Annotated in this window: 15 protein-coding genes; 4 read left to right on the plus strand and 11 right to left on the minus strand. The window is 47.3% G+C overall.

All coding sequences use genetic code 11. The features are described from left to right. Positions 1-5: 5 nt before the first annotated feature. The 3 genes from QZW47_RS14845 to QZW47_RS14855 all read right to left on the minus strand — a co-directional run bounded on the left by QZW47_RS14845 (position 6) and on the right by QZW47_RS14855 (position 3,722). On the minus strand, positions 6-2,384 hold the full coding sequence (locus QZW47_RS14845; RefSeq protein WP_293128210.1) for an MASE1 domain-containing protein: 2,379 nt from the start codon (positions 2,382-2,384) through the stop codon (positions 6-8). A gap of 182 nt (positions 2,385-2,566) precedes the next feature. Beyond that, positions 2,567-2,722 carry a hypothetical protein gene (locus tag QZW47_RS14850; protein WP_293128211.1) on the minus strand — a complete coding sequence of 52 codons (156 nt, stop codon included), beginning with the start codon at positions 2,720-2,722 and terminating at the stop codon, positions 2,567-2,569. Positions 2,723-2,819: 97 nt separating this feature from the next. Beyond that, positions 2,820-3,722 carry a phosphodiester glycosidase family protein gene (locus tag QZW47_RS14855; RefSeq protein WP_293128212.1) on the minus strand — a complete coding sequence of 301 codons (903 nt, stop codon included), beginning with the start codon at positions 3,720-3,722 and terminating at the stop codon, positions 2,820-2,822. A 23-nt stretch (positions 3,723-3,745) separates the two neighbouring features. On the opposite strand from QZW47_RS14855, the gene QZW47_RS14860 reads away from it, so the two are divergent. Beyond that, on the plus strand, positions 3,746-4,624 hold the full coding sequence (locus QZW47_RS14860) for a pentapeptide repeat-containing protein (RefSeq protein ID WP_293128213.1): 879 nt from the start codon (positions 3,746-3,748) through the stop codon (positions 4,622-4,624). A gap of 163 nt (positions 4,625-4,787) precedes the next feature. On the opposite strand, the gene QZW47_RS14865 is transcribed toward QZW47_RS14860, so the two are convergent. The 4 genes from QZW47_RS14865 to QZW47_RS14880 form a co-directional block, all read right to left on the minus strand. Next, positions 4,788-6,143: a protein kinase gene (locus tag QZW47_RS14865; RefSeq protein ID WP_293128214.1), complete on the minus strand. Its 1,356-nt coding sequence runs from the start codon at positions 6,141-6,143 to the stop codon at positions 4,788-4,790. Between the two features lie 122 nt (positions 6,144-6,265). Beyond that, positions 6,266-6,667, minus strand: a complete 402-nt coding sequence (locus QZW47_RS14870) for an endonuclease domain-containing protein (protein ID WP_293128215.1) — start codon at positions 6,665-6,667, stop codon at positions 6,266-6,268. 492 nt (positions 6,668-7,159) lie between these two features. Continuing rightward, entirely contained in the window at positions 7,160-7,363 is a 204-nt protein-coding gene (locus QZW47_RS14875) for a hypothetical protein (RefSeq protein ID WP_293128216.1), read from the minus strand. A 254-nt stretch (positions 7,364-7,617) separates the two neighbouring features. Then, entirely contained in the window at positions 7,618-7,845 is a 228-nt protein-coding gene (locus tag QZW47_RS14880; RefSeq protein ID WP_293128217.1) for a type II toxin-antitoxin system MqsA family antitoxin, read from the minus strand. Positions 7,846-8,026: 181 nt separating this feature from the next. On the opposite strand from QZW47_RS14880, the gene QZW47_RS14885 reads away from it, so the two are divergent. Continuing rightward, positions 8,027-8,353 carry a hypothetical protein gene (locus QZW47_RS14885; RefSeq protein WP_293128218.1) on the plus strand — a complete coding sequence of 109 codons (327 nt, stop codon included), beginning with the start codon at positions 8,027-8,029 and terminating at the stop codon, positions 8,351-8,353. 60 nt (positions 8,354-8,413) lie between these two features. On the opposite strand, the gene QZW47_RS14890 is transcribed toward QZW47_RS14885, so the two are convergent. The 3 genes from QZW47_RS14890 to QZW47_RS14900 form a co-directional block, all read right to left on the minus strand. Next, the gene (locus tag QZW47_RS14890) at positions 8,414-9,748 is read right to left on the minus strand and encodes a serine/threonine-protein kinase (protein WP_293128219.1); all 1,335 of its coding nucleotides are present in this window, start codon (positions 9,746-9,748) and stop codon (positions 8,414-8,416) included. Positions 9,749-10,099: 351 nt separating this feature from the next. After that, positions 10,100-10,501 carry an endonuclease domain-containing protein gene (locus tag QZW47_RS14895; RefSeq protein ID WP_293128220.1) on the minus strand — a complete coding sequence of 134 codons (402 nt, stop codon included), beginning with the start codon at positions 10,499-10,501 and terminating at the stop codon, positions 10,100-10,102. Between the two features lie 415 nt (positions 10,502-10,916). Beyond that, positions 10,917-15,719 (minus strand): glutamate synthase-related protein, encoded by a 4,803-nt coding sequence (locus QZW47_RS14900; protein WP_293128221.1) that lies wholly within the window; start codon positions 15,717-15,719, stop codon positions 10,917-10,919. 653 nt (positions 15,720-16,372) lie between these two features. Between QZW47_RS14900 and QZW47_RS14905 the strand changes: the two genes are divergently transcribed. Continuing rightward, positions 16,373-18,676 (plus strand): phosphodiester glycosidase family protein, encoded by a 2,304-nt coding sequence (locus tag QZW47_RS14905; RefSeq protein WP_293128222.1) that lies wholly within the window; start codon positions 16,373-16,375, stop codon positions 18,674-18,676. Positions 18,677-18,760: 84 nt separating this feature from the next. Here the strand turns inward: QZW47_RS14905 and QZW47_RS14910 are convergent, their stop codons facing one another. Continuing rightward, positions 18,761-19,897, minus strand: coding sequence for a succinylglutamate desuccinylase/aspartoacylase family protein (locus QZW47_RS14910; RefSeq protein WP_293128223.1), 1,137 nt, complete (start codon positions 19,895-19,897; stop codon positions 18,761-18,763). Positions 19,898-19,907: 10 nt separating this feature from the next. Between QZW47_RS14910 and QZW47_RS14915 the strand changes: the two genes are divergently transcribed. Further along, positions 19,908-20,174 carry a hypothetical protein gene (locus QZW47_RS14915; protein WP_293128224.1) on the plus strand — a complete coding sequence of 89 codons (267 nt, stop codon included), beginning with the start codon at positions 19,908-19,910 and terminating at the stop codon, positions 20,172-20,174. The last annotated feature ends 29 nt before the right edge of the window (positions 20,175-20,203 follow it).

The raw sequence follows: 20,203 nt of genomic DNA on the forward strand, positions 1-20,203 counted from the left end.
TCCTGTTAGTTCAGATACTGCTTGAGCAAGTCTTCAATTTTATCAGTTTGAAAGCTCTTTGCCAATTCCAAAATAGGCTGCACAAATTCAGTATAACCCTTGTTTAGTTGTGCAATGCGTTTAGCTTCTTCAGTCAATTTTTTCAAGCGCCCCTGCTGGGCTAAATTGAGTAACAAAGCTAACTCTTCCGGTGCAGGAACTGCCATTGCTGAACTTGGCAGAAGTGAATTACCTTTAGGTTTCGGTGTTAATTGTTCCCCAGCAGTTTCATTGGAGGCTGTCTGCTGATAATTCCATTTGATTTTCAAGTGCTTTTCCACAATAAAAAATAATTCCTCAAGCTGCACAGGCTTCGGCAAAAAATCATCACCCCCAGCATCCAAACTTTTTTGCCTGTCCATCTCATAAACAGAAGCAGACGAGACGACAGTACGCAGATTTTTTAACGATTCAGAACTCCGCAACTGCCGCAGCATTTCAAAACCGTCCATCACAGGCATCGACAAATCAGCGATAATTAAATCAGGTTTTATTTTAGCTGCTTTAGCTAAACCATCCTCGCCATTTTCTGCTTCGACAACCGCAAAACCAATTGGTGCCAAGAGGCTGACAATCACTGAACGGTTCTGCCAGTTGTCATCGACAACGAGAATCGTTTTCTGAGTTCCCTGATAGCCAACAATTTGCTTTCCCGTAGCGGTGGCGGCGGCATTTACCCAGTCAGCAGCTAAGGGGAAATTGACGGTAAAAGCGAAGGTGCTGCCGCTGCCAAAATCACTGGTTACTTCAATTTTACTGTCCATTAAATTGACAATTTTGGTGCTAATTGCCAGCCCGAGTCCGGTACCTTCAGTTTTGCGGTGGGTATCTCCTACTTGTTCAAAAGGTGTAAAGATTTTGGTCATCGAATCAGGAGTCATACCGACGCCTGTATCTTCTATTTGAAAGCGAATCAGGCGATTTTGGATTTTCGATTTTCGATTTTCGATTGAAGATTGGCAATCTAGCGATTCCTCATGTTTGGTTACTTCGACTTTGAAAGTAACGCTGCCTCGATCGGTAAACTTGACTGCATTTCCCAGTAGATTAATTAAGACCTGACGCAAGCGCTTTTCATCGGCTTCTATGCCTTCGGGAAGTTCAGAGTCGGGGAGATAAATCAAATCAATTTGTTTTTGTTCGGTGCGGATGCGAACAATCTCAACAATGCTTTGTAAGAAAGATGGGAAATGAAAAGCTTTCGGATGTAAATCTAATTTGCCTGCTTCGATTTTAGAGATGTCTAGAATATCATTAATCAGTGTCAAAAGATGCGACCCGCACTGGTAGATAATGCTGACACCATTGCGCTCTTTTTCTCCCCAAGATTGCGAACGGTTCATGATTTGAGCGTAACCCAAAATGCCGTTGAGGGGAGTGCGAAGTTCGTGGCTCATGTTGGCGAGAAAGTCGCTTTTGGATTGGTTGGCGGCGTCAGCGGTTTGTTTAGCTTTTTGAAGTTGGGCGGTGCGTTCTTCTACTCGCTGTTCTAACTCATTATTGAGCTTTTTGAGCGTGGCTTCTGCCTGTCTATTTTCATTAATTACCGCAGACAAAACAAAGGTAGTAACAGCGACAACACCGATAAAAGATTGCAGCAGCAACAGCGATTCACTAACGGAAGGCCTGACAAAAGAACCCAAACCGCGGGCTGTGCCAAAAACTGCGATCGCCGAAACAATTACCACCAGCAAAGTCGATTCCCGGGCGCTGAATCGAAATGCCGACCAAATCAGCAGCGGAATCATCATATATTCGACGGGATACTGTTGCCAAAAGGCAATTTTGCTGATGACAACCAGCGATAATAGCAAAAGTCCAAATTCCGAAATCTGTTGCCACGAAAATCTTTGCTGCTGCTTGGGTTTCTGAGCCCACGCCAAAATTGCTGGCGTCACAATCAGCGTACCGATAATGGTTGAGGTAAACCAAACCCAGCAAACTTCTGGGTAAGCACTCCAAGGGCTAATTCCTCGCTGACACAGCACGGTAGCGGCAAGAGTGCCACTAATAATAGGCGTGGGTATCTGTAGCACGAAAAACCTAAAAACATCCTGCGATCTAGCTAGTAAATTTCGGTATTTTACAAAGTGATTTATCAGAAAACTTGCTGCTAGCGGATCTGCAATATTGCAGACACCAAGGAGACAGGATGTGAGTAACTCATTCTGGGGAATTATAAAGCTATTCACTAAATCCGCGAACAAGAGAGCAGGTAAAATGGGGGGCCCTATCAATAAAAAAGCAGCCAAAAATAGACCTCCTGACGGCCAAACTGCTGATATGCCATTTTGGAAGGATAGCAAGAATGATATCTTGCCAAGAATCAAGTGAATCGGAATCACTATTAATGATGCTATCAGGATTTTTTGATCTGGTATAAATGAAAAATTCCGCTTCGCTATGTGTTTTTTTTTAGCTGTCCTAGTATTTTTTGCATTCAACTCAACACTTAAACGATATGGAACTACTGTACTCCAAATTTAGGTTGGTTTGCAGTGATGCCGATCGCAATTCTGGTCAACTTCTAATAAGCCATCTCCGAGCAATTACCGACTAGCCATGTGTCTTGGACTCTCCAATTAAGCGCCCAAGCCAAATAATCAATCCCCAAAGCCCAAACAGTCTGGGAAAATTCGTACTTTTCCGAAGCAATACAACTCATGCAGGTTGCTAAAAGCACAGGCCGCTATCTCGCCGATGGAAGATTGGCAACAACTTCACTCATCGAAATCAACATCGATTGATACTCCCGGGTTCCTGCACGACTATTTGCAACCCTAATTTTCCCGCGCGTAAAACCCTAAATGATTGGAAATCGGACGCTGCTGCATCGGAATCTTGTTCTGAATCGGAGCATTTAATAATTTTGCTCCCGACGGCGACGCTACTGCCAAAGTTACCGATCCGCCACCATCCAAATTCAGCACTGTATCGGCTCCCAACTGCCTCGAAATCTCTGTTATTTCGCTTAATTTCAGCCCTTCGCTGTACAGCCTTTGCTTGCCATCTGCTACAATCAACCACAATTTTTCGCCAGTTTTGTCGATCGCCACAATTGTTCGCGGATAAGGTTTATCATCCTTGATTTTTTCCTTACTTTGTGCTACTGCTTTGCCATTTTTCACCAGCACCGTATCTCCCGCAACCCCATAGGCTGTGCCCTGAGGACAAACACCGTTTTCGACGATTTGAGCGCGGTTTTTGGCGTCAAAACAAAGGGCGGGAAAGTGTGATTCTGCTTGAGAGTAAGCCTCACCTTTAGAAATCGCGTGTCCGACGTTATTTACGCGATCGCCACTGCGGGGATAATAATTCCAAGGTGCTTCCTCAACGCACGGATAGAAGAAATTGGCGTTGACAGCTAATTGTAATTTAAATTCTTTGAGGAATTCAGTAGCGGTGCGGGCGTCGGTTTCTGTTAAATCGGGTGTGGCGCTTCCGGGTGTGACATAAATTCCAATTCCTGGCGCTTTGAGGTCGATACTAACAGTGTGAATGAGGACGGGACGAGGATTTGAGCGAAATTCGCGTCGGTAGGCGATTCCTGGAAATAGCGATCGCACTTCGTTGGTTTGTGCTGGACGCGAAAAGTAGGGAATGTTGTAGGTTAGTATTGGTGCGAGCAAGATTCCAAAACCGAGAATGTGGGAAATTTGTTGGATTTTGTGATTAAGTTTCATTTGGTGACGGAGATTTGTTTTGAATGAACCGCGTTGGCGCAGCCTGCGCGAACCGCTTAGACGCTAAGGACGCGAAGGAAGAGAAGAGAAATATGAGTTATTCTGATACCAATAATTTTAGCAATCAAGTTTTGTGCGATCGATCGTTCCGGGGACAAGTTCTTAACGGTGCTGATTTTGGCGGTGCGGATGTTCGAGGCTGCAATTTTAGAAATGCTGAGTTGGTGGGGGCGAATTTTATTGGTGCGAAAATCGGGCTTTCTGGGCGACAGATTGCTGTTTTGAGTGGCGTGGCGATCGCGATTTGTGTGATTGTGGGCGATGTTGTGACTCGGCTGATTTTGAGCACGCAAGGACAGGTACCGGGTTCTCGCAGTTGGCCTTTTGTGTTGTTGCTGTACGGGGTTTTGAGCGCTGCTGGTGTGGCTGGGGCGATCGCCCGCACGCAGCCGTCAACCTCAAAAATCGGTAGATTGGCGGGCACAATTTCTGCTATGCTATCAGGAGCTTTGTTGGGATTTTTCTATGTTGGGACTGCAACTAACAATAATTCCCAGGCTGCTTTGGCGGGAATGGCGATCGGCGGCGTGTTAATGTTTTTTGTGAGTTCTCGGATTCGCCGTCAAGTTGCTAAAATTGCGATCGTGGCGGCGGGAAGTGTGGCGACTTACGGAGCAGCTTTTTTGTTGTCTGCAACTGCTAGCGCTTTTTTGACCACTCAGAAACTGTTTTTGGGTACGTGTTTCGCTTTGCTGTCGTTGCTGTATCTTTGGTTGGCGTTTGTCTCTTTTTCTGCTATTGTTCGAGAGATTGCCAATGCTGATGGTACTTCGTTTCGAGGGGCAAATCTCACCGATGCTAAGTTCGATATCAATTGCATCAATCTCAAATCTCAAGTTTAGTCGAGTTTAACTAAAAAGAGTTACGCATCAAGCCCCAAAAACCCGGTTTTGCGATCGTCCGTGCGTTAAACTAGGAACAGGCTCTTCGGCCCCTTACACAGAAAAAAACTATTTGTGTGGAACGGGCCGAAGAGCCCGTTACAAAATTAAATTAAAATGACTTTTACAAGATATTTATACTATTTAGTAGCGCTTGCTTAAATTCCGCCGCACTTTTATAATAAATTTCAGGATTGTCAATTAAAGCCAAGTCGATTACCTTTGCTAGCGGTTTGGGAATTGCCGAAGTGCGATCGCGAATTGGAACAGCATCACTTTGCAAAACCGCCAAAAACGGATCTTGACCCTGCAAATTGCGCGGCAAACACCCCGTCAACATCGCATACAAACAAGCCGCCGCCGCCCACACATCAACCTCCGGTTTTGCATACTTAAAATCAATCACCTGTTGTCGCGACATAAAACCCAGAGTCCCTACCGCACTTCCCGTCAGAGTTTGACCGCTTAATCCCGCCAAATCGAAAGCTTTTGCTAATCCATAATCCCCAATTTTCGCAACTTGTTTCCCACCCACATTCGCCAGGAAAATATTCCCCGGTTTCAAATCCCGGTGAATCAAACCGCGTCCTTTACCAAAACTGCCATCAGCCAATTTTACATTAGGAATTTCTGCATTGTGCGTGTAAGTTAAGCCGTCCAAAACTTGCAGAATAATTGCCACAGCTTCATCCACAGGCAAAGTCGTGATACCGCGTTTTTCCATAGAATCAATAACACTACCACCTTGGCAATATTCTAATGTAAAAAAGAACGTTTCATCGGCATAACCCGATTCTTTCAACTCGACAACATTGGGATGTCTTAAACTTTTAGTATTCTCAATTTCCCGCAAAAACCAATTCACCGCCCGCTGATTCGCCGCGACTTTTGGCAACATAACTTTCAGGGCGACTTCTTCGTTTGTCAGTTTATTACGCGCCAAATAAACCAAACTAAAACCACCCTTACCCAACTCTTTTAGTAAAACGTAATCACCCAGAACTCCCACATTAGCTTCTTTGAACAGAAAAGCTTTCAGCATTTCCCACAGCTTCGGTTGATTTGAGGGAACAGTCGGGGGTTTTTCAGATTTGACAGTTTTGAGGTTTTCCGGGTCAAGGGCAATGCCAACTCGAAACGAAGTATCGCTGAGTTTGAATTCATCTCCCCCTTGCAAGTCGCATTCGGGAAATTGGATTTTTGCGGCTTCTTCAGGAGTTTGATGTGATTCTCGCTGACCGATTTTTTTGCCATTAACAAACGTACCATTTTTGCTACCAAAATCGCGGATGCGGATATCGGGAGGATTGATATCGAGGAAGCAGTGATAGCGGGAAATGGTGGAGTGTTTGTCGTCGTCGGGAATTTTGGGATAGCAGTCTTTAGCGCGGCCGATGATGCAGGTGGTGCGAGATTCAAAGGTGAATTCTTGACCTTTGAGATTGCCTTGTGTGATGGTGAGGGTGATTTTTGATGTCATATAAATTGTGAATTATGAATTTTGAATTATAGACACTCTTGCTCCCCCCCTTAGCAAGGGGGGGCTGGGGGGGGGGTAAAAAACCCGATGTTCTCATAGACACTCTTGTCTTGCTCCCCCCCTTAGCAAGGGGGGGCTGGGGGGGGTAAAACACCCGATGTTCTCAACGATTTAATCCCCTCCACAATCACCTCTAAAACCCCATCCAAATTATGATAAACATCATCATTCGTAAACCTCAAAAAATGAATTTTTGCCGACTCAATAAACTCTTGTCTTTCTGCATCATATTCTACAGCGCCATCCACAAAATGGCTGTCACCATCAACTTCCAGTGCTAATTTGATTTCTGGTGAATAAAAGTCGATCGCAAATGCTGCTACACTATATTGTCTGCGAAATTTACAATTCTCAAGCTGTCTGTTTCTGATACGTTTCCATAGCTCCTTTTCAGCTTCGGTCATTTCTCTGCGAAGTTTTTGTCGCTTGAATTTTTCTGAGCTTTTGTTGTAGAGTTTTGTCATTGTTATATAGGATTTTATTGTTGGTTGCTTGGTATTTAACCCCCCCCAGCCCCCCCTTGCTAAGGGGGGGAGCAAGAGTTAGCCCTTTTTAAATCTGGTATTTTAACCCCCCCCAGCCCCCCCCTTGCTAAGGGGGGGAGCAAGAGTTAGCCCTTTTTAAATCTGGTATTTTAACCCCCCCCAGCCCCCCCTTGCTAAGGGGGGGAGCAAGAGTTAGCCGTTTTTTAATCTGGTATTTTAACCCCCCCCCAGCCCCCCCTTGCTAAGGGGGGGAGCAAGAGTTAGCCGTTTTTTAATCTGGTATTTTAACCCCCCCAGCCCCCCTTGCTAAGGGGGGGAGCAAGAGTTAGCCCTTTTTAATGCTGGTATTTTAACCCCCCCCCCAGCCCCCCCTTGCTAAGGGGGGGAGCAAGAGTTAGCCCTTTTTAATGCTGGTATTTTAACCCCCCCCAGCCCCCCCTTGCTAAGGGGGGGAGCAAGAGTTAGCCCTTTTTAAAGGGGAGCACTAAGAGTTTTTGTGTCAGTTTTTTTTGCTGGTAGTCGCGCTTTTTCTGGGCCATCATGGGTTAATTTTGCCCAGGATTCCCAAGGCTGCATCAGTAAGAGTTTTAATAATTGCTGTTTTTTGCGATCGGGTAATTTCTCAGCTAATTCAATTACTTGGTCATCGGTTAATGTCAATGTTAATATTGGCATCGATTCACCTCTCAGTAAAAATCCGCTTTTTCAATATATCTTAACACAAAGCAATAGGCTTAGCAAGATTTAGATTGAAAAACCGAAATATTTATAAACCCGCCGCCACCCCACGCGATGATCAATAAATTCTGAATTTTGTCGAGATTTTGGGTGGGGGAGGGCGGGTTTATTTAGATTGTCGTTGAGTGATATAAATTAGGGTGAACCCGCCCATACAATTCACAATGTATGATGATGAAAGTAATACTTGACTAAGCAAAACTAGCTACTTCTACAGAACGTTCTACCGCTACACTTTTACGCTGGCGTTTAATTCTGTCGATTTCATGGAGTGTTTCGGCTGTGAGATAACTACTGCCACAATGAGGACAGCTTATTACCGGAATGTTTTCTATAACTAGCAAATCTTTGCCTTTACCATAGGTTCTGGGAATTCGGCGAACTCGCACACCTTCTGTTCCGCAAATATCACATACCATTTACTAAGTCTCCTTGCTTAAGGCACGTATACTAGGACTTACGCATGGGTATCCAGAAACCGGGTTTTTTTACGAATTATTCGCTGTAGTGCGTAGATTAGCTAAAAAACCCGGTTTCTAGCCGTGCGAGTGCGTTAGTCTTGATGATGGGATTACTCAATGGCATCCGGCGTTTTTGGCATTGGGTAAGACTTTGGATGAGTGTGCGGCGGCTTATCGCAAATTCTGCAAGCAGTATCGCCCAAAACCAAAATCTGAGAAAAAAAACCATTGGGGAAATCGGCTATTGGCTGGGCTGAAGGTGAAGGGGAAGCCAAAGCAGGCTGCGCGGGGACAGTTGTGTTTGCCTTGGGGGGAATGGGAGGTATCAGGAGAAGTTATCGAGGTGGCTGAAAAGTTCATTTTTGCTAATTGTTACAACCCGCAAATAGCGGGGCAGATACTACAAAAAAATACGGAAAAAGAGCTGGAAACTGTGGATAGTGAGTGCCAGGTATCGGAAACGTAGAACAGGCATGGCTTCGTTCAAAAAGTCTAGTTCACAAGTCTTAATAAAAATCTGTAACGCTTAGATGTTACAGTCTACAAGTCTCGACGCGAGAGAAGAGGCAAAGCACAACAAACACCACCACACCCCACCACGCCACGAAAGACACCGAGGGCCGGCCCAAAGGGCCGGGAGGTGAGCTTCTGGTGCTTTCTCTGAAAAAGTGAGGTCGTTGTAGTACAGCCATGAGTTCTTTTTTCTCCACCCTACCTTGTCGCCATACTTCTCCCAAACTTCTGTATTATACTCCCTAGTTCCCCCCAGACTTTGATAGATGCGCTTCTGCACGCTAAAGCCGAAGCGCCCATTGCTGTATTTTACCCAAAGCTGGTCAATGGTACGCAAGTCCTCGCAGGGAAAATTATCCATATGTTTTTCCTCCAGCCATCCTTCTTTCTCCCTACCCGCCACCTTTAACATCACTCTCTCCGTTTCCTCATCCGCCTCTTTCCACTTTTTAGCTGCTAATAAATTCCGCAAGTTTATATAATCCATCCCCACGGCTGAAATCACCCGCGTAGTCTCAGCAGCCACTGGTTTCGGTATCACCAAATCCAACCATTCCTGCACAGACTGCGGGCGATTTTGCGGTTCCAACTCCATCCCTTTGATAATAGCGGCATTCACCCTGTCGCTAATTTTATTATCATACTGTTTTGGCTGAATAAAAGGATCAATAATCTTTCTACCGGGCGACGGAATCGGCTTGTTATCTGTGAGCATATTATACAGCGTCGCCGCCAAAGAATAAACATCAGTATAAGCGCCAAGTTGAGGGCGTTGTTCCGCAAGTTCAATGGGTGCATAATGCTCAGTTCCCCTGCTACTATTAGTCATTAACTTTCCCGATAACGTCGCCTGTCGCGCCAAACCAAAATCAATCAAAACAGCTTCCATACCGCGCTTTCTGAGCATGATATTTTCGGGTTTAACATCGCGGTGAGTCAGGTTTTGCTTGTGGACGCAAGTCAGTGCATCGCCTAATTGCTGAATCATTGACAAAGCTTTTTGTTCCGACAAACGGCCGTTTTCTTTAAGATGGGCAGCTAAGTCAATCCCCTCGATTAATTCCATTACCATACAATTGAAATCACCCTCGCGAAATATATCATAAACTTCGACAATATGCGGATGACGACACTTGGATAAAGACATTGCTTCCTTGAGGAATTTATTTTGTGTTTTAGCAAAATCCGGCTGAAATTGTTGGTAAAGATTCAGAGTTTTGATCGCAACTGACTTACCTTCATGGCGATTTTGAGCGCGGTAGGTTTCACCGAATCCGCCGCCACCTAGGTATTCTTCGATGATGTATTTGCCGTCGTCTAGTTGTTGTCCGTCGGGCCAGCGTTTCATGGCGGGTTTGTGAGGATGGAGAGGATGGTTTTGATTATAGCTGAAGTGGGGGAATTTTTGTGTAGGCGCTGACCTCAGAAACCCGGTTTCTTTGTTATCTACTCTTGCTCCCCCCCTTAGCAAGGGGGGGCTGGGGGGGGTAAAACACCTAAAGTTCTCAGCGATTTAATCCCATCTTATCTACTCTTGCTCCCCCCCTTACCAAGGAGGGGTAAACGCCTAAGCTTCTCAGCGATTTAATCCCATCTTATCTACTCTTGCTCCCCCCCTTAGCAAGGGGGGGCTGGGGGGGGGTAAACGCCTAAGCTTCTCAGCGATTTAATCCCATCTTATCTACTCTTGCTCCCCCCCTTAGCAAGGGGGGGCTGGGGGGGGTAAAACGCCTAAGGTTCTCAGCGATTTAATCGCAGCGACAATCACTTCTAGAACCCCATCCAAATTATGATAAACATCATCATTTGTAAATCTTAAAAAATTAATTCTTGCTGCTTCAATAAATTCTTGTCTTGCTGCGTCATATTCTACAGCACCTTCTTCAAAATGACTATCACCGTCAACTTCTAGTGCTAATTTGATTTCCGGTGAGTAGAAGTCGATCACAAATTCTGCTACGCTGTATTGTCTGCGAAATTTACAATTCTCAAGCTGTCTGCTTTTGATTTTTTCCCAGAGACGTTTTTCGGCATTGGTCATTTCTCTGCGAAGTCGCTGTCGTTTGAGTTTTTCTGAGGTTTTGTTGTAGAGCTTTGTCATTGTTTTATTTGGGTTTTTTCGTTGTTGTTTGGCTTTTTACCCCCCCCGAGCCCCCCCTTGCTAAGGGGGGGAGCTAGAGGAAGAGGGTTTTTTCGTTGTTGTTTGGTCTTTTACCCCCCCCAGCCCCCCCTTGCTAAGGGGGGGAGCTAGAGGAAGAGGGTTTTTTCGTTGGTTTTTGGCCTTTCTTACCCCCCCCCAGCCCCCCCTTGCTAAGGGGGGGAGCTAGAGGAAGAGGGTTTTTTCGTTGTTGTTTGGCTTTTACCCCCCCCCAGCCCCCCCTTGCTAAGGGGGGGAGCAAGAAATTTTGTTTGAGTTGTTGTGAAAAACCGGGTTTTTGACTACCAATTCGTAAGTGCCGTAGATTCAAAAAAAGGGCGACTTGCATCGCCCCTTTTCTAATTAACTTGCTGCAAAATTATGCTTTCACAGCAATCTTTTGTTCCGAAGCCTCGGGCGAATTCGCTTCGCTTGGCGGCACAACTTGCCAGAACTTCGGCAAGTATTCCGACCAATTGGCGAGAATTTTCGCGGCTTTTTTGCTGTTAGTTCGATCGCGCTGCATCTCAACTAACTCTTTCAATTGCGCCTCTCCAGCGGTCGTAGAAACCCGCTGCATCTTCACAATCTCTCCGTTGACGTGCGCTGGGAAATTGCCATCTTCATCGAGGAAATAACCCAAGCCGCCAGTCATTCCAGCGCCGACGTTCCGGCCGACTTTTCCTAAGACGACTATGACGCCACCTGTCATGTACTCGCAACAGTGATCGCCGGCACCTTCAATGACTGCTTTCGCCATTGAGTTACGCACTGCAAATCGTTCGCCCGCTTTACCGGCTGCTAGCAGGATTCCGCCTGTTGCGCCGTACAAGCAAGTGTTACCAACGATCGCATTTTCGGCAGCATCATAGGTTGCACCAGTCGGGGGTTCGATCGCGATTTCGCCACCGTGCATCCCTTTACCAACGTAGTCGTTAGCTTGGCCTGACAGTCGCAGTGTCATTCCTGGTAAGTTGAACGCGCCGAAGCTTTGGCCTGCGCTACCTGTGCAGTTGAGGGTGATTTCACCAGTAAAGCCTGTGTTGCCGTGTTGCAGGGCGATCGCACCTGATAAACGTGCTCCTACAGTGCGATCGGTATTTACCAATTTTACACTCTTGCTGACAGTGCCGTGATTGGCGATCGCACTTTGAATCTCAACATCCGCTAGCAAGTCGTCGTCTAAGACTGGGCCGTTGCTGTGAATATCGCCGTGGACTAAGAAAGATCGATCGCCCTTAGTATCCGGTAACTTGGTTAAACAATCCAAATTAATCGCTTGGGTTTTAGTTAGTTTCACCCCTTCGCGCATTTTCAGCAAATCCCCGCGGCCGATGATATCTGCGATCGACTTATAACCCAATTTTGCCAACAAACTCCGCACTTCTTCTGCTACGAAATAGAAGAAATTCACCACGTGTTCCGGTGTTCCGGGGAACCGTTTCCGCAAGTGTTCTTGTTGAGTTGTGACGCCTACAGGACAACTATTCATGTGGCAAACCCGAGCCATGATGCAGCCTTCGGCAATCATTGCGACTGTGCCGAAACCGTACTCTTCGCCGCCCATCAAAGCGCCGACAACTACGTCCCAGCCGGTTTTGAAGCCGCCGTCAACGCGCAGTAAAACTCGATCGCGCAACTTATTCTCAATCAGCACTCGGTGAACTTCGGTTAATCCGAGTTCCCACGGAGAACCTGCGTGCTTAATCGAACTCAGTGGAGACGCACCCGTGCCGCCGTCGTGACCGGAAATTTGAATCACATCGGCATTTGCCTTTGCAACACCCGCTGCGACTGTTCCGATGCCGACTTCCGATACCAACTTCACCGAAACACCCGCTTTCGGATTGATTTGATGCAAGTCAAAAATCAACTGCGCCAAATCCTCGATCGAATAAATGTCGTGGTGAGGCGGTGGGGAAATCAAAGTTACGCCCGGTTTCGATCGGCGCAAATAGGCAATGTACTCGCTGACTTTCGGCCCTGGTAATTGGCCGCCTTCACCCGGTTTCGCACCTTGTGCGACTTTAATTTCGATTTGTTTGGCGCTCATCAGGTACTCGGGAGTTACGCCGAAACGCCCGGAAGCTACCTGTTTGATTGAGGAACAGGCTGTGTCGCCGTTCTGCAAACCTTTTAAGTGAGGTAGGGTTTGTGAGAAACCAGCCGCGCTCACATCGTTGATCGCATTGTATCGGATCGGGTCTTCGCCGCCTTCGCCGGAGTTGGATTTGCCGCCGATGCGGTTCATCGCGATCGCCAAAGTTTCGTGGGCTTCCGGGGATAAAGCGCCGAGAGACATTCCACCGGTGGCGAAACGTTTGACAACATCTGCTACAGATTCGACTTCTTCGATGGGGATGGAAGGGCGATCGCTCGCAAAGCCCAACAAATCCCGCAAAGCTGTGACAGGACGGTTTTCGAGCTGTTGCTTGTAAACTTCGTAATGGTCGTAAGCCGTTTTTGCTTCGGCCGCGTTACCGTTACCGTTACCGTTACCGTTACCCTTTCTTCCTTCTTCCTCTTCCCTTCTTCCTTCTTCCTTCTTCCTTCTTCCTTCGTCAAAAGTAGCGACAGCTTTGTGCAAAGCCTTGGCCATTTCCGGGCTGTTCATGTGATATTCGCCACCGCGGCGGTACTGCACGAAACCGAAGTTTTCCAGCTTTTTCTGGAGTAATTCGGGGAAAGCCTGAGAGTGGAAAGACATTACTTCGTTAGCAAGTTCCGCGATACTTAAACCACCGATGCGGGAAACAGTGCCTTTGAAACCCAAGTTTAGCAAATCGCCGCCAATGCCGATCGCCTCAAAGATTTGTGCTCCTTGATAGCTAGCCAGCAGCGAGATTCCCATTTTCGACATGATTTTCAGCAAGCCGTTTTCTACCGCTGTGCGGTATTTAGCTTGAGCTTCAGTCACGGTAATTTTGGGCACCTTGCCGTGCTGCATCAAGTTTTGAGTTTTGCTGTCAGCCCACCAGCCGCGCACGCTTTCCAAGGCTAGGTAAGGGCAAACTGCGATCGCGCCGTAACCGATCAAACACGCAAAGTGGTGAGTGCTCCAACATTGGGCGGTATCCACAACGAGGGAAGTTTGCATCCGCATTCCGACGCTAATTAAATGGTGGTGAACTGCACCAACTGCCAACAAAGGCGGAATATAACTACATTCAGCACTCAAACCAACAGCAGATAAATCTCCCTCTTCCTTCTCCCCTCTTCCTTCTTCCTTCTTCCTTCTTCCTTCTTCCTTCTGATCTCGATCGCTCAAAATCAGAATTCTCGCACCGTCGCGCACTGCATTAGCAGCATCTTGACAAAGTTGCTCAACTGCGCTTTGCAAACCTCCGGGCCCGGCCGCAATTTTGTACAGCGTTGACAATTCCTTTGCGGGGAAAGACTTTTGCTCTTTTAAGAAAGATAGTTCACCGTCGTTGAGTACCGGGGAATCAATTTTTAGCAGCTTGGCATTTTCCGGTGTTGCTTGCAGTAAATTGCCTCGCAAACCCATATTCATTGTCAGCGACATCACCATTCCCTCGCGCAAAGGGTCGATCGGCGGATTAGTCACTTGAGCAAACCGTTGTTTGAAATAGTTGTACAGCAACTGAGGCTTTTCCGACAACACAGCTAAGGGAATATCATCGCCCATGCAGAAAGTCGGTTCTTTTCCAGAACTTGCCATCTCGACAATTACCATATCCAAATCTTCGGCTGTGTAGCCAAAAGCAGTTTGGGTTGCTAACAGCGTTTGCGAGTCGAGAGTTGCGGTTTCAGCAAAAGGTTGCGGTTGCAAGGTTTCGCGGTTTTGTTTCAGCCATTCGCCGTAGGGGTGGCGCTTCGCAATCCGCTGTTTTAGCTGCCAATTTTTGAGAATTTCCTTGGTTTGCAAGTCAACTGCAATCATTTGTCCAGGCCCCAAGCGGCCTTTTTCGACAATATCTGATTCAGGAATATCGACAACTCCGGCTTCGGAGGCGACAATTACCAAACCGTCTTTAGTAATGCAGTAGCGGGCTGGACGTAAACCGTTGCGATCGAGCGTAGCACCTACTTGCTTCCCATCGCTGAATACCAGCAGCGCCGGGCCATCCCAAGGTTCTTGAATACCGCTGTAATATTCATAAAAATCGACAATTTCGGGATAGGTTGCCAAATCCGGCTGATTTTTGTAGGCTTCTGGCACCAAAATTGTCAGGGATTCCAGGGGACTGCGCCCGGAATGCACCAACATTTCCATCACGTTGTCCAAGTTTGCCGAATCGCTGCTGTCGGGATTGACAATGGGGTTGAACGTGTCGATATCGGCTTGAGTCCAATTCGGGTGAGATAAATTGGCTTGTCGCGCCGTCATCCAGGTAATATTGCCCAACAGCGTGTTAATTTCGCCGTTGTGTCCCAACAAGCGCATGGGCTGGGCGAGGTGCCAGCGAGGCATCGTGTTGGTACTGAAGCGGCGGTGATAGACAGCAAAGGCGCTTTTGTAAGCGGGATTTTTCAGATCGAGGTAAAATTCTCCGAGTACAGCCGATCGCACCATACCTTTATAGACGATCGTGCGGCAGGAGAAAGAGCAACTATAAAATTCTTGACGAGTGAAGCCGGGGCGATCCGATAGCGAGTGCCCGATGGTACGACGGGCGAGAAATAGCTGTCTGTCGAGATCATCTCCGGCTAAGTTCGGTGAACTTACGATGACTTGTTCGATTTGAGGTTGATTTTCTCGGGCTTGCGGGCCCAAAACCGACGGTACAACCGGAACTTTCCGCCATCCCACAACGGTGAAACCGCGTGCTTGCATAACTTCCTCTACCACCTGCCGCGCTATCTTCGCTTGACTTTCGTCTTGAGACAAAAACAGCATTCCCACGCCGCAGTTTTCCTGTGGAGGAGGCACAATGCCCTGTTCGGCAAACCAAGTATGCAACAATTCCCAAGGAATCGCTGTCATCAAACCTGCACCGTCCCCGGAATCGGAGTCAGCGCTACAACCGCCCCGATGTTCCAGACAAGTTAAGGCTGGGAGGGCTTTTTGAATCAGTGAGTGAGTAGCTTCGCCACTTTGGTTGGCAATAAACCCCACACCGCAGGCATCTCTTTCTTCCACAAGCCAGTTTTGACCGGCATAGGGAGTTCCTCGCCCAGGTTGATGCACATTTGTGTTTGAATCGATCGTGTTACCCATGTTGATTGAATGTTATTTCTGTGATTGTGTGGTTGATTTGTTTTTATAGCTCGGAGAGAGAATGCTGCCGAGTGGTGGAAGTCTAGTAAATCTTAAAACAGCACATAGCAAGCTGATTCGGTCAAAATTTACGTAGATGCTACCTTTACGTAACGTGGAAACCCTGTTTGGAGATTCTAATTTATCTTGATCGCATCACTTCGGGAAAGTCTTGTATAAATAAGCCACTCTGAGAAAGCAGCGATACTGTGACACGTCTCCGAAGTGCAACTAGATTACATTGCAGCTATTTCCTAGGGGATAGCTGCGCTTGACAAGTTTTTTTGTTTTTTTCCTGAGTCGGCTCGATCGCCTTGCTGCGAACATTGGTAGATAGTAACTCTAACTTTATTTTGCTCGCTGTGCTGTTGAGTTGCTTCGAGGCAGCGCCAGCAAACACAAAAGCCACCTATCAAATCGGTCGGTAGGTGCAACATTGTCGCAGTGCAGCTCACAAACAATAAAACCCTGCCTTATATTATGCAATTGAATTACAGCTAACTACACAGCCAAAGAAATTAAGTTTATCCAATAAAATTATATTTTTTTACGGTTGTGCTGTATTGCAGGCGTTTTTGACGGTTAATGGTTTTAAGTTTCCAGAATTAAAAAAAATGCACGGTAGACAAAAACGGTTAGTACCAGCTAACAGAAGGCGATCGAGTGTTTTGCCCTGGATGTTGTCAGTCTCGATTTCGCCCATACTGGCGATGATCGTCCTGTGCTCAGTGTGGAATCAGCCGGGAAGAGCACAGCAGAGTAAGAGTAGCACAGACATCTTGCCTGTGGCATTTGGGGGAATCTTGCCTTTGGCATTTGGGGGCGGGCAAGATGCCCACCCCACACAGCAGTTAATTGATGGTGGCACAGGCATCTTGCCTGTGGCCCACAAGGGCGGGCTAGAAGCCCACCCCACAAAGAAAAGCTCGATCGATAGTGGCACAGGCATCTTGCCTGTGGCCCACAAGGGCGGGCTAGAAGCCCACCCCACAAAGAAAAGCTCGATCGATAGTGGCACAGGCATCTTGCCTGTGGCCAAGTCTGAGTTAAAACTAATGACTCAATCTATACCGCCAGTGGCCAGAATTAGACAAGGCCGCCAAGTTTCTCTCAACGGCCGAATTCTGCCGCTAGCTTGGACTCAGCAGCCCACAAATAACACATCTGCCAATTTCCGAACTTGGATTGCCGATGTTGGCTTAATGCAATCTGCCGGAGTCGATTTGCTCAATACAGCCGATCGCACCAAACAACCGGTACAGTGGTTTTCCGTATCTTTAACTAATGCTCAAAGTTTGACAACCCGAACCACAGGCTCGTATCGTTACTTAGATATTACCGACTTTGCTAAACTTGCCGGCTGGCAAATATCGATCGACAACAATATTCTCAAAATCACCTCCCAAGCTGCAAATGTCACCGGAATTCGGCAAGCAGCCAGAGAAACCGGCGATCGCATTGTTCTCGATCTCGATCGCGCCGCCCCGTGGCAAGTCAACATCGTCGATACACCAACTCCATCGCCAACACCCGCACCGCGAGACACACCCGACGACCCCACAAAACCCGCTATCCCGCTGCAAATGGGTTCCCCAGCGCCAAACCTCGAAACACCAGACGACCCGACCAAACCCGCTCTCTCGCAGCCGCTAGCACCCGTACAGACGATCGCCAGTCAAGAATGGTCGATCGCGATCGATGCCAAAGTCGATCGCACTTTTGTCGATCGCGCTTTTGCGATCAGTCAACAATTGCGATCGTTCAAAATCGAACCTGCGGGGAATCAAACCAGAATCAAAGTACAAATTCCTTTAGGTTGGCGGCCGCAAGTTTTCAGCCTGGGAAATCCCAATCGATTAGTAATCGACATTCGGCCCGACTCATTAGTAGAAAAAGACATTGCTTGGGCGGCGGGAGTTCGATGGAGACAGCAGTATCAAAATTTAGGGACAGCTCGTTTTCCCGTATATTCCTTAGAAGTAAATCCGCGTCAATCCGGTATAAAAATTAGACCGCTGTTGAGCAATCCGCCGACCGAAAAAGGCACGGCACCTTTATTGCAAACAGCCGAAGTTTCGGGAACGGCTGCTGCAATTAACGCCGGATTTTTCAATCGCATCAATCGACTAGCTTTAGGAGCGATTCGGCGGGATACTAAATGGCTTTCCGGCCCGATTTTGAATCGCGGGGCGATCGCCTGGAACGACCGAGGAGAATTTGTCATTAACCGTTTGACTTTGCAAGAAACCTTGATAACTTCTGCGAACCAACGCTTATCTGTTTCCCAGTTAAATAGTGCCTACGTCGAATCTGGAATCGGTCGCTACAATTCCGATTGGGGAGCGACTTATACTCCGTTTTCCGACGATGAAATAGTTGTAACCGTTGCGGGCGAGCGTGTTGTCAGCCAATCCCCCGGAGGTGCGCTGGGAAAAACCAATTTTCCAATTCCAGGGAACGGTTATATTTTAGCTTTGCGTTCCGATTTGTCCCCGGCATCTCAATTAGCTGCTGGCACTCTACTGCGTTTGGAAACTAACACAATTCCGGCGGATTTCAACCGTTTTCCGTACATTCTCGGTGGCGGGCCGGTGTTGGTACAAAACAGTCGAGTGGCTGTGGATGCGAAGGCGGAAGGGTTTAGCGATGCCTATGTTCGACAGACAGCGATTCGGAGTGCGATCGCACGAACTGCTGCGGGTAATTTGCTAATCGTAGCCGTCCACAACCGCGCGGGCGGGGCCGGCCCAAATTTCGCAGAACTGGCGCAGATATTGCAGCAAATGGGGGCTTTGGAGGCTTTAAACTTGGATGGGGGAAGTTCGACAAGTTTGTATTTGGGAGGCAGTTTGCTCGATCGCCCGCCGTCTACTGCTGCGAGAGTCCATAATGCGATCGGCATTTTCATCCAACCATAAATCAATCCCAAAAAAGGTTCGTAGTGAGGACTTTAGTCCGCATCAAAGAAAGGACTAAAGTCCTCACTACGAACCCGGACGATATCAATCTGCCATCACAGATAATACATACTCTCCTTGATTTACCGACTGATTGGTGGAGACATCAAAAACGAAAACATCCGACTCAGCCGCAACTTCAACTACACTCGGAAGTTCCCAATTCTTGTGAAAACTGAGGATTTGATAAAGCCCATGGCCCTTTTTGACAATACTCCCCAATTGCACTCGATTTTGAATCATGCCGCCCGCCGGAGCATAATATTTTTTCACTGACTTTTTGGGAGTCAGATTTATTTCATGCGCCGCTGTTTCAGGGAGCGGAAATCCTGGGATTTTCAACATCCCTTTACTGGCTAGGTAATTTTTGATTCCTCGCAAACCTTTGGCTACCGACTCGGGATTCATCTGCATTCCCGAACCTAATTCTAAAGTCCAAGCTTCTACATCAAAAACACCGATCGCACTTCCCAACTGAGTTAAACTCTTTTCCAGCGCCAGCCAAGGCTTGAGAAACGCCTCGTCAAAAGCATCGCCGTCGTACTCGTCCATCAAGATTCCGCGATCGAGCAAAAAAGCCTTGGCGCTTTCCTCGCGAGAACTAAAACAGTAAACGTAATCGACAGCTTGATTCGTGGAACTGTGCAAATCCAACACGTAATCGGCATCGAGACACAAAGATTGTAGCTTGTACCGATAAATTTCGCTGTAAGGCCGGCAACTGGGAGCATTAATTTTTGCCAACTGTTTCGCAAAACTCAAAGCAATCTGTTTTCTGTAGTTAAATTTGATCGTATCAGCATCAAGATTGATATGAGATTTCGCAAAACCCTCAATATCTTCGCCCTCTTTTTCAAAATCCCAAAAAATCCGGTTCCAGTCTGCTCCGTCATAATGATTGTAGCGGCCAGGCGAGAAATGGTGCGATCGCTGGCTGACACCGACAGGATTGCAAACCGGTACCAGCAAAATTTCCCCAATTAACAGATTGCTGTCTTGGGACATCAAAAACTCAATTAATTGATGAATCACAGCATTGCCGCTAATTTCGGCGCCGTGGAGGTTAGACTGTATGTAAGCCTTTTTGCCGGGAACGGCACCTTGAAACTGATAAATTTGTAGCGAAAGCCGATCGCCCGAAGCAAGCTGCACCACAGGAATAGTCGAAATAACAGGAATCATAGACTGGGGAATGGGGAATGGGGCATGGGGCATGGGGCATGGGGCATGGGGCAAACAGGGCAAACAGGGCAAACAGGGCAAACAGGGCAAACAGGGCAAACAGGGCATTGGTAATGGGAATAATCATCCGCAAGTAGAAGCCCAAAGTAAAATTCTCCCTCTCTCCCCCTCTCCCCATCTCCCCATCTCCCGCTCTCTCTCTTTGTTCGAGTGCCGATTTGCGGGCGTTGGTCTAAAATCAATACAGTCCTCTGCTGCCTTGCTTTGGGCAAGATAGAAGCATACCTACCCTGAAACCTCATAATA

The organism is Microcoleus sp. bin38.metabat.b11b12b14.051 (assembly GCF_013299165.1).
Lineage (GTDB): Bacteria > Cyanobacteriota > Cyanobacteriia > Cyanobacteriales > Microcoleaceae > Microcoleus.

Bases quoted from the DNA above. Each gene is read 5' to 3' on its own strand.
- QZW47_RS14855 (WP_293128212.1), bottom strand. From the start codon at position 3,722: ATGAAACTTAATCACAAAATCCAACAAATTTCCCACATTCTCGGTTTT.
- QZW47_RS14860 (WP_293128213.1), top strand. From the start codon at position 3,746: ATGAACCGCGTTGGCGCAGCCTGCGCGAACCGCTTAGACGCTAAGGAC.
- QZW47_RS14865 (WP_293128214.1), bottom strand. From the start codon at position 6,143: ATGACATCAAAAATCACCCTCACCATCACACAAGGCAATCTCAAAGGT.
- QZW47_RS14870 (WP_293128215.1), bottom strand. From the start codon at position 6,667: ATGACAAAACTCTACAACAAAAGCTCAGAAAAATTCAAGCGACAAAAA.
- QZW47_RS14875 (WP_293128216.1), bottom strand. From the start codon at position 7,363: ATGCCAATATTAACATTGACATTAACCGATGACCAAGTAATTGAATTA.
- QZW47_RS14880 (WP_293128217.1), bottom strand. From the start codon at position 7,845: ATGGTATGTGATATTTGCGGAACAGAAGGTGTGCGAGTTCGCCGAATT.
- QZW47_RS14890 (WP_293128219.1), bottom strand. From the start codon at position 9,748: ATGAAACGCTGGCCCGACGGACAACAACTAGACGACGGCAAATACATC.
- QZW47_RS14895 (WP_293128220.1), bottom strand. From the start codon at position 10,501: ATGACAAAGCTCTACAACAAAACCTCAGAAAAACTCAAACGACAGCGA.
- QZW47_RS14900 (WP_293128221.1), bottom strand. From the start codon at position 15,719: ATGGGTAACACGATCGATTCAAACACAAATGTGCATCAACCTGGGCGA.
- QZW47_RS14905 (WP_293128222.1), top strand. From the start codon at position 16,373: ATGCACGGTAGACAAAAACGGTTAGTACCAGCTAACAGAAGGCGATCG.
- QZW47_RS14910 (WP_293128223.1), bottom strand. From the start codon at position 19,897: ATGATTCCTGTTATTTCGACTATTCCTGTGGTGCAGCTTGCTTCGGGC.
- QZW47_RS14915 (WP_293128224.1), top strand. From the start codon at position 19,908: ATGGGGAATGGGGCATGGGGCATGGGGCATGGGGCATGGGGCAAACAG.